The organism is Synechococcus sp. R55.2, from assembly GCF_047462075.1.
Taxonomy (GTDB): Bacteria; Cyanobacteriota; Cyanobacteriia; order Thermostichales; family Thermostichaceae; genus Thermostichus.
On the sequence record NZ_JANSIH010000169.1, the window covers coordinates 1 to 12,753 of the forward strand.

The 12,753-nt window shown below is 59.2% G+C and carries 13 protein-coding genes and 1 tRNA gene; 6 read left to right on the forward strand and 8 right to left on the reverse strand.

Annotated features, from left to right (window positions below; genetic code table 11):
- Positions 1-965 (reverse strand): DEAD/DEAH box helicase (locus NW838_RS05870; RefSeq protein WP_414427685.1); only part of this gene is annotated, 965 nt, incomplete at its 3' end.
- Positions 966-1,258: 293 nt separating this feature from the next.
- Here NW838_RS05870 and NW838_RS05875 point away from each other — a divergent pair.
- The 5 genes from NW838_RS05875 (at position 1,259) to NW838_RS05895 (ending at position 5,326) form a co-directional block, all read left to right on the forward strand.
- The gene (locus tag NW838_RS05875) at positions 1,259-1,915 is read left to right on the forward strand and encodes a chromophore lyase CpcT/CpeT (protein ID WP_414358122.1); all 657 of its coding nucleotides are present in this window, start codon (positions 1,259-1,261) and stop codon (positions 1,913-1,915) included.
- Positions 1,890-2,864 (forward strand): YihY/virulence factor BrkB family protein, encoded by a 975-nt coding sequence (locus NW838_RS05880; RefSeq protein WP_414358125.1) that lies wholly within the window; start codon positions 1,890-1,892, stop codon positions 2,862-2,864. Before NW838_RS05875 ends, NW838_RS05880 begins: the two co-directional genes overlap by 26 nt.
- Before the next feature lie 25 nt (positions 2,865-2,889).
- A complete protein-coding gene (locus NW838_RS05885; RefSeq protein ID WP_414427686.1) occupies positions 2,890-3,987 on the forward strand; it encodes an L-threonylcarbamoyladenylate synthase in 1,098 nt (365 codons plus the stop codon).
- Positions 3,957-4,487, forward strand: coding sequence for a 5-(carboxyamino)imidazole ribonucleotide mutase (gene purE / locus NW838_RS05890; protein WP_414358129.1), 531 nt, complete (start codon positions 3,957-3,959; stop codon positions 4,485-4,487). The genes NW838_RS05885 and purE overlap by 31 nt, the downstream gene beginning before the upstream one ends.
- Positions 4,488-4,567: 80 nt before the next feature.
- Positions 4,568-5,326, forward strand: coding sequence for a hypothetical protein (locus NW838_RS05895; RefSeq protein WP_414427687.1), 759 nt, complete (start codon positions 4,568-4,570; stop codon positions 5,324-5,326).
- A gap of 59 nt (positions 5,327-5,385) precedes the next feature.
- Here NW838_RS05895 and pheA read toward each other — a convergent pair whose 3' ends face one another.
- The 4 genes from pheA to sppA form a co-directional block, all read right to left on the reverse strand.
- A complete protein-coding gene (gene pheA / locus NW838_RS05900) occupies positions 5,386-6,372 on the reverse strand; it encodes a prephenate dehydratase (RefSeq protein ID WP_414358140.1) in 987 nt (328 codons plus the stop codon).
- Positions 6,373-6,385: 13 nt separating this feature from the next.
- A complete protein-coding gene (locus NW838_RS05905; RefSeq protein WP_414358139.1) occupies positions 6,386-6,754 on the reverse strand; it encodes a late competence development ComFB family protein in 369 nt (122 codons plus the stop codon).
- 202 nt (positions 6,755-6,956) lie between these two features.
- The gene (gene alr / locus NW838_RS05910; protein WP_414427688.1) at positions 6,957-8,231 is read right to left on the reverse strand and encodes an alanine racemase; all 1,275 of its coding nucleotides are present in this window, start codon (positions 8,229-8,231) and stop codon (positions 6,957-6,959) included.
- 44 nt (positions 8,232-8,275) lie between these two features.
- Entirely contained in the window at positions 8,276-9,313 is a 1,038-nt protein-coding gene (sppA, locus tag NW838_RS05915) for a signal peptide peptidase SppA (RefSeq protein ID WP_414358134.1), read from the reverse strand.
- A gap of 262 nt (positions 9,314-9,575) precedes the next feature.
- Between sppA and NW838_RS05920 the strand changes: the two genes are divergently transcribed.
- Positions 9,576-9,648 (forward strand) — tRNA-Ala (locus tag NW838_RS05920).
- 461 nt (positions 9,649-10,109) lie between these two features.
- On the opposite strand, the gene NW838_RS05925 is transcribed toward NW838_RS05920, so the two are convergent.
- The 3 genes from NW838_RS05925 to NW838_RS05935 all read right to left on the reverse strand — a co-directional run bounded on the left by NW838_RS05925 (position 10,110) and on the right by NW838_RS05935 (position 12,589).
- The gene (locus NW838_RS05925; RefSeq protein WP_414343242.1) at positions 10,110-10,388 is read right to left on the reverse strand and encodes a hypothetical protein; all 279 of its coding nucleotides are present in this window, start codon (positions 10,386-10,388) and stop codon (positions 10,110-10,112) included.
- Positions 10,389-10,535: 147 nt separating this feature from the next.
- Positions 10,536-11,528, reverse strand: a complete 993-nt coding sequence (locus tag NW838_RS05930; RefSeq protein ID WP_414358143.1) for a heme o synthase — start codon at positions 11,526-11,528, stop codon at positions 10,536-10,538.
- A 53-nt stretch (positions 11,529-11,581) separates the two neighbouring features.
- Positions 11,582-12,589 carry a COX15/CtaA family protein gene (locus tag NW838_RS05935; protein WP_414358133.1) on the reverse strand — a complete coding sequence of 336 codons (1,008 nt, stop codon included), beginning with the start codon at positions 12,587-12,589 and terminating at the stop codon, positions 11,582-11,584.
- Positions 12,590-12,753: the final 164 nt, after the last annotated feature.

The window sequence follows — 12,753 nt, forward strand, 5'->3', positions numbered from 1 at the left end:
TCGATCTGCTCAGCCAACTGCTGCCGTTCTTCCTCGCTGGCGATCAAGTCCAAGTTCCCCACGCTGGCCACCGCCAGGTCGCAGCCTTTGCGGCTGAAGATGAAATAGATGGCCGGCAACATGTCCCGCTGGCGCAGGTTTTCCACCACCTGCACCATATCCGGCACCCCCCCATAGGAGGACTGGCCGGACTTGGGGAGTTTGCTTTTTAGGCGGCGATTGCAAACCCACTGGCCCGACTCCGTTTGTTCCAGCAGGGGGAACAGCCCTTTGCGATTGGCAAAGTGAAATTGCAGCGGCACCGGGCGGTGGTTGGAGTCGATCAGATGGGTGGGGCCATGCACCTGGTTCATCCAATCGGTGAGCTGGTCGCTGTTGGCCAAGGTGGCAGAAAGGGCAATGAGCTGGATCGTGGGGGGGCAGTAGATGATCGCTTCTTCCCAGACGGTGCCCCGCTGCTGGTCGTTCATGTAATGGCATTCGTCCAAGATCACCGCCTGCACATCCCGCAAGGGATCCACCTCGCCCTCTGAGAATTCTGTGCCGTCATCGCGTTCGCCGTAGGCATACCTTTGCACTGCCAAGGATATCGGTGTGCCGTAGAGCATGTTGCGGAAGATCTCGGTGGTCATCACCAAGACCGGTGCATCCCGGTTGATGGAAATGTCGCCGGTGAGCAGGCCAACCCGTTCCGGGCCAAATTGCTGGCCAAAATCCCGGAACTTTTGGTTGGAGAGGGCCTTTAGGGGCGTTGTATAGAAAACCCGCTTGCCCTGGGATAAGGCTCGATAGATCGCATATTCTCCAATCAGGGTCTTGCCGGATCCCGTGGGAGCACAAACCACCACCGATTCCCCAGCAGCCAGAACCTGAATGGCTCGGATCTGAAAGTCGTCCAGCTCAAAGGGGAAAAGCTGCCGCAACTCGTCCAGCAAATCGGTTGCCGGGGAGAGAAGCGCACTCATGGGATCCAAATCAACATTGGGAAACCTGGAAACCCGCCCAACTCACCGCTGTCTGTGCGTTGTACCTTCTAGGATACAAGCTTTCTTGGGGTGTCGACCGCTCCCCTGCAAAAAACGCCGGCTACTCCGCTTTGGATGGCCCACTGAGCCCGAGAACAGCAGCTTGGGTAATTTTGTAAAGTGGGTCATGGAGCGCGCCATCGCGACGGAGTCCTCGACAATTGGGCAAAGTCTGCAGGATCAGGAGTGCTCAAACAGAATCTTCTCAATCTCTATTGAATCTATCTGAACCTATGTCTGTTTCCCCCCAACTGGCCCAACTGGCCACCTGGATGGCAGGGCACTTCAACAACCTGCAGCAGGCGCTCGCAGAGCCCGTCTGGTTTGCCAACATTCATGTGTACCAATGTCCCTTGCCTTGGTCGGTGTTCCAGGGGGTGGGGTTTTACGTGGAGCAACTGTACGACATTTATCCTGAGCAGCCCTACCGGCAGCGGGTGATCCACCTCTTCGATACTCCAGATGGGATCCGGATTCAAAACTATGCTTTGACGGCTCCTGACTCCTACAGGTGCGCCGGTCGAGAGTTGTTGCTATGCAACGCTTACGCGAAGGGGAAATTGGCCGGTCTGACAGCAGCGGAGCTGGAACTCTTGCCCGGCTGTATCACCCAGGTAGAATGGACGGGATCTTGCTATCGGGGCCGCAGCCTACCCGGCAAAGGCTGTGTTGTTGAACGCAAAGGCAGAACCACCTATTTGTACAGCGAGTTTGAGATCGGAGCCGACTACTTTCACAGCTTGGATCAAGGTCGGGATCCGGAGACCGATCAAGTGATCTGGGGATCCCTATCCGGGCCTTTTCGGTTTGTCAAAAAACAGGATTTTTCCCAGTACCTACCCCGGTGGGCTGAAGTGCTGAACCATGAGGCTGCTGGAGCGACTGGTTGAGCGGCTGTGGGCGCTGGGGATCCCGTTCGCGTCGTCAGGACGGACTTCCCGGCGAGAGTTGGTCTGGCTAACCCTGCGGTTGGCCTGGGAAAACGCGATGCGCTACCGGCTGTTTGGCCTGGCCTCTGAAATGGCCTATAGCTCGGTGTTGGCGCTGTTCCCCTTCATCCTCACGCTCCTGACCGGGGTTGGGCTGTTTGTCGGCTCCTCTGAGCAAGCCTTCGAGCGCTTGATGGAGCAGTTGAGCCAAATTGCTCCCCATGAGGCTCTGGCGCTTTTGGATCGGTATGTGCGCGAGCTCCGCTTCGGGCAGAATCGGGGGTTGTTGTCGCTCGGCTTCTTGGGCACCCTGTGGGCTGCTTCTGGAGCCATGGGGGCGGTGATGACAGCTTTGGATCTCAGCCATGAGATCCCTCAAGATAGGCGCCGTCCCTTCTGGAGACGCAAGCTGATCTCGCTGGTTTGGATGCTCGCCACCTTGGGGTTGACCGGACTGGCCAGCTTGATCTTTTTGTTCAGTGCCAGCTTTTTGCGCTTCTTGTACAGGAAAGCGGGATTCTTAGCGCAGGAAGTTGGCGGGCCGACTCAGTTGGATCCCTTGCGAGAGCTGGGGTTGAACTTGTGGGGGATCCTCACCTGGCCGATTTCGCTGGGGTTGGTCGTCTTCTCCTGCTGGGTGCTGTATCGATTTGGCCCCAGCTTGCGCCGACCCCAAATGCCGATTTGGCCGGGAGCCATCGTGGCCAGCCTACTGTGGGTTGGGGTGTCTTGGGGGCTGCGGATTTACGTGGAGCACTTTGGGCAGTTCAACCAAGTCTACGGGGCGGTGGGGGCAGTTATTGTGCTGCTGCTCTGGGTTTGGCTCACTTCCTTGGCGCTGCTGTTTGGGGATCAGATCAACATCGCCCTCTACCAGGCGCAAAAATGGATTGAAGAACGGGATCCCTAGCCCTTACTCCAAATCCGAGTCATGGATGCAGACGGAAATTCTCTCACCCACTCCTGAGCACATTGCCGTAGCGGCGGCAGCCTTGCTGCGGGGCCAGTTGGTGGCCATCCCCACGGAGACGGTTTACGGCCTGGCGGGCCATGGCTTGGATGAGCAGGCAGTGGCGAACATTTTTGCCGCCAAGGAGCGCCCCCGCTTCGATCCCCTGATCCTGCATCTGCCGGCTGGGGTGACCCTAGAGCAGCTGCAGGGGTGGCTGGTGGATGTGTCGGCTTTTACTCCCACCGCCCGTGCTCTGCTGGGATCCCTGATCGACACCTTCTGGCCGGGGCCCCTAACCTTGGTGCTGCCCAAGTGTCCCACCGTGCCGGATCTGGTGAGCAGCGGGTTGCCTACTGTTGCCCTGCGGGTGCCTGCTCACCCGGTGGCTCAAGCTTTGTTGCAGGCGGTGCAAACCCCTCTGGCTGCCCCCAGTGCCAATCGCTTTGGCCGCATCAGCCCCACCTCAGCCCAGGCCGTCTATGCAGAGTTGGGAGGGCGGATCCCTTACATCTTGGACGGGGGAGAGTGTGCCGTGGGCCTAGAATCCACCGTGCTGAAGCTCAGCCCCGAGGGGATCCCGACGCTGCTGCGCCCAGGAGGGATCTCGCTGGAAGCCCTAGAAGCTCACCTGAAACTGCCCATCCGGGCCTCTGAGGACGGCAAAACGGGCCCGCCAGAAGCGCCGGGACGACTGAGCAGCCACTATGCCCCCAGTAAGCCCCTCCGGCTTTTGCCCACCCCTTTTGCCCAGCTTCAGCCCGGCGATTGGCAACAGGTGCAGCACCTGACAACCGGTCATTCCCACCTGGGCATCCTCAGCTTTGCCGCGGATTCCCAGGCTCTGCTGAACACCCTCTCCTGCCATTGGCCGGGGATCACGTTCAGTTTGGAGTGTTTGGGTTCGGATCTCAAGGCAGCCGCCCGCGCCCTCTTTGCCAGCTTGCGCCGCCTGGATGAGGGAGATGCCACACTCCTGTTGGCAGAACCCCCGCCCATCTTGACGGGGTTGGGCTATGCGATGATGGATCGGCTACGCCGGGCCAGCAGCCTATGGAACCTTCCCCCCTCGTTGCCATCGTAATGGGCAGCGATTCCGATCTGCCCACCCTTGCACCCGCCGCCCAGGTGTGCGAAGCATTCGGGATCCCTTACCAGATGCAGATCCTCAGCGCCCACCGCACCCCCGAGGCCATGGTAGAGTTTGCCCGCCGCGCCCATACCCAAGGGATCCGCGTCATTATTGCCGGGGCAGGGGGAGCAGCCCATTTGCCGGGGATGGTGGCGTCCCTCACCCCTCTGCCGGTGATCGGGGTGCCGGTGCTCAGCCCATCCCTGCAGGGGATCGACTCCTTATACTCGATTGTGCAAATGCCCAAAGGGATCCCGGTGGCCACGGTGGCCATTGGCAACGGCTACAATGCGGGTCTGCTGGCGGTGCAGATCCTGGCCAGTGGAGATCCCGACCTGCTCCGGCGAGTGATCGCCTATCGGGAAAGCCTAAAACAGGCGGTGCAGGAGAAAAACGATCAGTTGCAAGCCCAAGGGTGGAAAGCCTATCTCGACTCCACCGGCAAAGCATAAGAGCATAATTTAGAGAACGTTGACCTATCTTGCCGCCTTGCAAAGGGCCAGATAGGGCCGAGTTTTGGGAGTTGCCATCGGTGAAACATCAATCGGGTCGCCCTTCTTCCGGCCAGGGATCCTGGTCAGAGTATCTGCAGCGGGTGGGGCGTGGGGCAGTGGAGACGGGATCCCAAGTTGCTCTGTGGATCCTAGCAGGGCCGCAATGGCGGGTTCTGGCCCTGTCGGGCTTGGCATTGGCGGGGCTGGCCTTCTGGAACGGGCGGCTGGCTCTTTCTTTGGGGGTGGGTACCTTGGTGATGTTGGGGCTACAGGGGATGCGCAGCCCTGAGTTCAACCGCCGCTGGCGGGAGTGGCGAGCTTGGTTTCGTCAGGCGGATCGCTCGCTTTTGCTGGCAATTGGTTCGGGAGCAGCCGCCACCTTGGGCACCTACACCCTCATCTCCATCTGGGCAGAATCCACCCAACGCTGGCTGGCCACCGGTGCCATTCTACAGGGATTGGCCACTCTAGCCTTGTTGTCGCTGCTGTTTGGGGAGTGGCTCAGGGGCCGACAAGAGCGGCAACGGTCTCAATTGGAGCGCGACCTCAGCGACATTGCTTCTCCCGATCCCTTCCGACGGCTGGCGGGCGTTCGCCGCTTGCAGAGCTTAATGTCCCACTTGGATCCCGAGCAAACCCGGCTGGCGGTGGATTATCTGCGGTTGGCCCTCGACCAAGAAACGGTAGCCGTCGTGCGGGAAGCCCTGCTGGAAGCCCTACAGGGATGGGGGATCCTGCGCCGCCTCAACGATTTGACCGATCTCAAGCACCCCAGCAGGGATCCCTCTTCAAACTAATGTCACTCCCAACTTTCGGGCCTTAGAACCCAGATAATGCAACGGTTTGAAAGGCGTGTCTACGTTGGACGCGCTTTCCCCTCAGGGGACAGGGATCCTGCTGTTTGGGATAGAGCACCTTGTTTGCAGAGGTCATGCACAGGGTAGCTGCCAAAGAGCTTCAAGGTTTCGGCAATCGATTCCAGCGCCGCAATCACCTCGGCATCCAGATAGGGCTGGCCAACAGGATTCTCCAGATCGACAAAAAAGACATAAGTCCCTGCCGATTTTTTGGTGGGGCGCGACTCAATACGGGACATGTTTAAACCTCGCTCCGCAAACACTTGCAGAGGTTTCAGCAGTGCTCCCGGCACATTGTGGGGCAGGCTGAAGGCCAAGGAAGTATGGGATCCCCCCGGAGAAGCAGGATTGGCCAGGGCTCCATCCTGCTGACCCAAACGGGAAAGTGGCGCACGGCCAATGACCCAAAAGCGGGTGCAATTATCGGGGTGATCGTTGATCGGGCAGGCCAAGACCGGCAGTTGGTAGAGGGTGGCAGCTCGTTCTGAGGCGATGACGGCGGCGCTGGGCTGCTCCTGCAGGCGATCCAATTCTTCGGTGGTCGAGCGGGTTGGGATCAAAGTGGCCTGGGGCAGATGGGATCTCAGCCAAGCCTGACATTGGGCCAAAGCTTGCGGGTGGGAGTAGACCTGCTCAATTTGCTCCAACCGCGAGGCACGTCCGATGAGGGCATGGCGAATGGGCAGGATCAGCGCCTGCCGGATCCCTAGCCCCTCCAGTTGCCACAGGGCATCCAAGGTCATCGAAACCCCGCCCTCTACGGAGTTTTCCACCGGCACCACCGCCCATTGTTGCTGGCCGACAGCTACCGCTTCTAAACAGGCGCTGATCGTTGGGTAGGGCACCAAGGGATGGGATCCCTGGCTGTGCAGGTGAGGCTGCTCAGGGCAGGCCAGCAAAGCTGCCAACTCTGTGTAGGTTCCAGCAGGGCCAAGAAAGGCCACCGGCGAAGGGGAAACGTTCGCGCCAGCGGAGCGCAGCTCCATCAGAGCCATTCCTTCAATTGTCGCTAGGGGCCAGTTCTAACTCTATCGTCTCGGCGTCGCGCAGCAGCAAAGGACATTCAGGCTCCGGGCAACGGGGATTGGCCGCCACCTTTTCCATGGCCTTCACCACCTCCAATCGGATCAGCCTCTGCAACTCCTGATCCGCTTGAATGGCTTCCAAAGTGTGGAGAGAGCCGTGAAAACTGGTGGCGTAGCGAGGTTTGAGGTTGTTCAAGGCCAGGGCGGCAGCATCGTTACAGAATTTCTCACAGAAGCAGTAGCGCTGCTGACTCTCCATCAGCAGGATGTCGTTGACCATCTCCAGAACAGCCCGTTCCATTTGATTTTCCAGGCCCTTCAGAGGCTTATGTTCCTCCGCCATCGCTACCTCCTGATGTGAATCGAACCCGCCGCCAAGCCCCTGTCTTTCAGGGAGCAGGAGTGCTCTCGATTACCTTCGATGCTGCTCTATTCTCTGTTGACAAGTCAAGCCAAATCCCCTGCTGCTGACGCGAACAGCCTCTGGCCCGCTCCTATCTGGGCTTGATGTATTTGGGTGTGCTGAGGCAATCGGATCTGTCCTGTCAGCCATCATCAAACCCCAGAGGGTTAACCAACACTCTCGGCAGACGGGCAGAAAGCCCACACAGCAACTCATAGGGAATAGTACCCAACTGATCGGCCCAATCCTGCACGGATAAACCCACATTCACCAGATTCGGGCCCAGCAGTTCCACCACATCCCCCACCTGGATATCCGGCCTCTCGGTTACATCCCACATGCACTGATCCATCGTGATCGTGCCCACCTGTTGGATCAGGCCGCCGCGCACCCATCCTCGCAGCCAGCCGGAAAGCCGCCGTGGGATCCCATCCGCATAGCCGATGGCCAGAGTGGCAATGCGACTGGGGCGAGAGGTGATGTAGCGATGTCCATAGCTCACTCCGGTCTGGGCAGGCACAGTTTGGATGTGGGTCAGCCGCGCCTTGAGTCGCAGAATCGGCTGCAGACCCGGCAGTTGCAAGTGGGGGGCAGGCGACAAGCCATAGAGGGCCAGTCCCAGGCGCACACGGGAGTAGTGGAGATGGGCCAGAGCGGCAGCTGAGTTGTCCAGATGCAGCGCCGGCAAGGGATCCCCGGCTTGACGGATCTGTTCCACCACCTGGGCAAAGCGGGCGTGCTGCTGTTCCATGACCGGAGAATGGGGCTCGTCCGCCGTCGCCAAATGGGAAAACAAGCTACAGCCTTCCAGCTCCGGGATCCGACAAATCTGCCCCCACACGGCTGCTGCTTCCTTCCAGGGGATCCCCAAACGGGTCATACCCGTATCCACGTTGACATGCACCGGGATGGGGCGCCCGGCCCAACGGGCTACCTGACACATCAGCGGGATTTGCTCTGCACAGGTGAGGCTGACCTCCAACCGGGCTGCCATGGCCTGCTGTAGTTCTGCCCAGGTATTCAAAGCTCCCAACACCAGAATCGGAGCCTGCAGCCCCGTTTGCCGCAACTCGATCCCTTCGGCCAGGGTGGCCACACACAGCCCCTTGGCACCAGCCGCAACAGCCACGGGAGCCACCAACTGTGCTCCATGCCCGTAGGCATTGGCCTTCACCACCGCCCAGATCTCGACGTTTGAGCCTAGGCGCCTCTGCAACAGCCGCAGGTTTTCTCGCAGCTGGGCTGCGTCAATTTCCACCCAAGCCCGACTGGTCAACAGCTCCAGGTCGATGGCCCAATCCAGCTCCGCCAAGGAATTGGCCTTCTGGGATCCCTCTCTCCAAGTATTGCCCTGCACCCCCGGAGCAGCCGCTCTCAAAGTGCCCTGCGCCGCCGGCGCGACCGGTTCTCGATTCACCGTTCACCCCCCACACCCAAAACCCGTCCTGATTAGATTTAGGTTTAGCGCAAAGTCCACTCCGGCGCCATCCACAGCAACGGCACGTCTGGGATCCCAACAGCCTCGTTGCTCTCCAACAGCCGGCCCAGCCAAGCGGCTTGTCTTTGCGAGGACAATCCCTGGCTCAACAGTCGTCGCAGGACTCGTTGGAAACCCTCTCCCTCACCCGCCGGTGACAAAGAGGGATCCCCGGTCATGCGCCGCAGATCCTCCACCGCTTCGGTGTAGCCCCCCAAAGCATCCACCAAGCCCACCTCCACAGCTTGCGCCCCGGTGAAGATGCGTCCATCGGCCAATTGTCGCACCCGGGCTTCATCCAAGCTCTGCCGTCGCGCGATCATCTCTGCTTCCAGCACCTCATCTGCCTTTTCTGGCAAGTGCTGGCGTCCTTGGGCCACATCGCGAATGAACTGCTCGAGGGTATCCTCCACCAAGTTTTGCAGAAGGCGCTGCTCTTGAGGAGTGGCACTGCGGAAAGGAGAGAGAAGGTCTTTGTACTCGCCGGTTTTGAAGGTCTGCGGCTCTATGCCGTAGTTCTCCAGCAACTTACCAAAGCTGAGGCCGCTGATGATAACCCCTATGCTGCCGGTCAGGGTGCCAGGGTTGGCATAGATTTTGTCGGCAGCGCTGGCCACGTAGTACCCCCCACTGGCAGCAATGTTTTCTAGGATAGCGATCACCGGCTTGCCTGCTCCGTGTAGAGCGGTTACGGCGCGGTAGAGTTCCTGGCTGGATCCCACAGCTCCGCCGGGACTGTTGATGCGCAGCAATACAGCCTTGACAGAGGGATCCCGTGCTGCCTCCCGCAACTGTTCCACAGGAGAAGTGGGCAGGCCTACCAAAGTCGAACCCCCTGGGCTGCCTATCGCTCCTTCCAGGGTGACCACCTCGATGCGATCCGCCCCCCGTGCGGCCTCTAGACCGACCCCGCCTCGGGTAGACTCTGGGGCAGGGCGCGTGCCCCCGACAATGGCCGCGATAAGGCAGACGACCAGCAAAGAAGCTGCCAAAGTGCGGTTAAGCAGAGTTTCTTGTGTCACAGGCCCCTCAATTGCCACTGACTCCGTTCTACCACCCTGCGGGCTTCCTGGGATGCCGGGCAACAAAAGGCTGAGGGCCGAGCAAACCCCACTGTTGCTTCCCCCCGGTTGAGCCATCCAAACTATTGACAAGGATCCTCCCCTTATCTAGTATGGGATCCCAGCACTTTTTACCAATAAGGCAGCTTCTACAGGCTGCAGGTGTAGAATGGAGTAGAAAGTTGGATCCTTGAGCGGGATTCTGGCTCGAAGCCAAGTGATTGGGGCTTTAGCTCAGTTGGTAGAGCACTTCAATGGCATTGAAGGGGTCAGCGGTTCAAGTCCGCTAAGCTCCATCCCCAGAGGGCCGATAGCAGTCGTGGCTTCTATTACCATCTATTTCTACTGCTTGCGCTAGCGGGCCGGAGGCCTTAGCAGGAAGCAAGCGGTTGTTTGTTTCACCTTGACGGTGAGATAAGTGACTATGCGTTGCGAAACGGTTCAGCAACATCTCCCCAAGCCCAGACAGTCCTATCCAGCAAGGCTTCTGGGCTTCTTAAGTGTCCACAAAGGCTCGGCAAAATCTACCCCCAACTCCTCTCCTGTAAGGCGGCCTTCCCTCACCTCCGGCTTCTCTCCCCCTGGGAGAGGGGAGTTAGGGATCGACGCAGCAAGCCGTTTCATTGCTGTTTGAAATAATGAAAGTATTCTGCTTGGGAGCAAACCTTAGGCAGCAAGGGATCCTCCGCTGTTTTCATCCTTTCCACGGAGAGGATCCTGACCTATCTCAGGGGCTTCCACCAGGCGATTTCCCAACTCACGCTTGCCCCTCTCCCTGACGGCGGATTAAGAAGCGGATTTCCTGAAGGAGAACCTCAAAGCGTTGATCCGATTCAGCCTGCCGCTGCCTCAATTCTCTCAGCTCCTGCCGCAATTCCCGCACTTCCTGCCGCAATTCCAGGACAACCTCAGCGAGACGCCCCGAAAGAGTCTGCAAGGCAAGCTGAGCATCGGTAACCTGGGCAACTGTATTGGCCACCCTGGTCACAGCTTCGGCCAACTGGACAAACCGCGTCTCAATTTCCTCATTGGTCATGGCCGGGTGTGTCTTGCTTGGCTAATGATCAGCTCATTCTACCCTGCACGGTATGGAGTGTCACTCTCTGAGAATGGGCCGCAATTTTGAGGAAAAACCGGCTGGCCAACGGGGGTTATCAACCCAGGGATCCCCCATTCGCGCAAGTCAGCTGGCCAGCGCTATGAGGGTGGTGTAAATCCCTTGGAGGGACGCAGTGGCCTGGCTCCAGAGGATGTGGGTTAACGACCACCTATCCAGACCCATGGCTCCACAGAGCAGCAGCAAGTATAGGTTGGCAAACGTGAAGAGCGAGGCTGCCCGATCTCGATTGCAGGGATCCTGCAGCAACTGCACCGCCTTCCAAACCAAGAGGGATCCCAGCAGCGCCGCGACGCTCAGATAAAAGGATCCCAGCATTCCCAATGGGTAAACCAGCAACAGGCTGACCGGAACCATCAGCAGCGCGTAGAGCAAAATCTGCGCGGCAGTGATCCTTTCGCCCGCGACCACCGGCAGCATCGGCACCCCCGCGCGAGCGTAGTCTTCCCGCTTCAGAATGGCCAAAGCCCAGAAGTGGGGTGGAGTCCACAAAAAGATAATGGCAAACATCACCCAGGCAGCCCAACTCAGCTCACCTGTGGTCGCTGCCCAGCCCACCAAAGGCGGGATGGCTCCTGCCGCTCCACCGATGACGATGTTCTGCGTGCTGGAGCGCTTCAGCCAGTGGGTGTAGACCCCCACGTACACCAGGATCCCCACCATGGCCAAACCGGCAGCCAGCAGGTTGGTGAAAATAGCCAACAACCCAAAGGCAGCCAAAGCTAGGATCCCCGAAAAAATCAGAGCATCCCGCGCCCGGATTCGACCGGAAGGCAGGGGACGATGGCGGGTTCGCTCCATCATCCGATCGATATCGGTGTCATACACCATGTTGATGACGTTGGCTGCCGCCGCCGCCATTCCTCCCCCCAAAAGGGTGATGAAAAACCTGAACGGGTCGGTGTTGCCTGCCATCCACATGGCCCCAGCCGTCGTCATCAGCAAGAGGGCGATGATCTTGGGCTTCACCAACTGGCTGTAGCTGTGCAAAACCTGGACAAGCGCCTGGCGCTCGCACCCCAGAGCACATGGGCTCTGCTCAGAGGGGATCCCCCCCATCGGGTTCTGGTAGGAAGCCTGACGGTCGACTAAAACGCTATCTTGCATGAAATTCACTCACCGGTCATTTCTGCGGTCATGGCCATCCACTGGCCTTCTTCCCCCTGGGTTCGCATTCGCCAGGCCAGCACCGTAAAACCCAGCAGACAGGCCAGCAAAGCTGCCCCCATCATCTGATGGGCCACCGTTAGGGGTTCTACCTGCAGCCGGTAATGATAGGTCAAAACACCGATCCCCACCTGGGCCAACAGCAGGCCAACAGACCCATGGCCCAAGAACTTGAGAAGGCGGGGGATCCGCTTGCGCCGCAGCCCGGTGGCCACCGCTACCGCCAACACCCCAAGGGTGGCCGGAGCAACCCCCAGCAAGTGGCTATTCATCACCCAGCACAGCTCGCCGGCAGCAAAGCATTGATGCAAAGCCCATTGGGAGGCCACCAAGGCGCCCAGAAGGCTCTGGACATATACCAGCAGCACCGCCCCCAAGCCCAGCCAAGGCAAGTAGCCGACGGAAAATGGCCCTTCACCCAGTCGCAGCGGCAGGATGGAGTCCTTAGAACCGGCTCTTGTCCAGATCAGTAATCCCAGGGTGAGCAAAGTGGCAAAAAACAGCAGGCCCGTGCCCAAGTGGGCCGTCACAATGTCAAAGCGCAGCAGCTCCGTGACCGTCAGCCCACCCAGGATCCCTTGCACCAAGACCAGGGCAAAAGCCAAACTCAAACCCCAGGGCAGCCAAGTGGGCAATGCCTGACGCTTCAGCCAAGCAAACCCCATCAGAACCAGCGTAGCCAAGCCTACCCCAGAAGCCACCATGCGGTGAAACCATTCCAAAAAGACTTGCAGGTTCATCTGCTGGCTGGGCACAATTGCCCCGTAGCAAAGGGGCCAATCTGGACAAGACAGCCCAGCATTCATGACGCGGGTGGCACTGCCCAACCCCATTAACAGCCAAGTGGCCAATGCTAACCCCAGTAGGGCTTGCCCCATGCGCCGGGAAAGCTTGCCCGAAGGCACGGGATCCCGCCGGGAAGAAGGTTGGGATTGAGAGATCGAAGAGTCCATCGCAGTTGAAGGCAGAACATTAAGCCAACGGTTCAAGCAGCCTGCACTGAAGAAATCGGTTGGGCTGACAAGACGCAGCGGGTTCGGTAGCAGATGATTCTGAAAACGAGGGTGCAGGTTACTCGCTAACGAACCCTAGAAGCCAATCCTAAATGCGGTTTTGC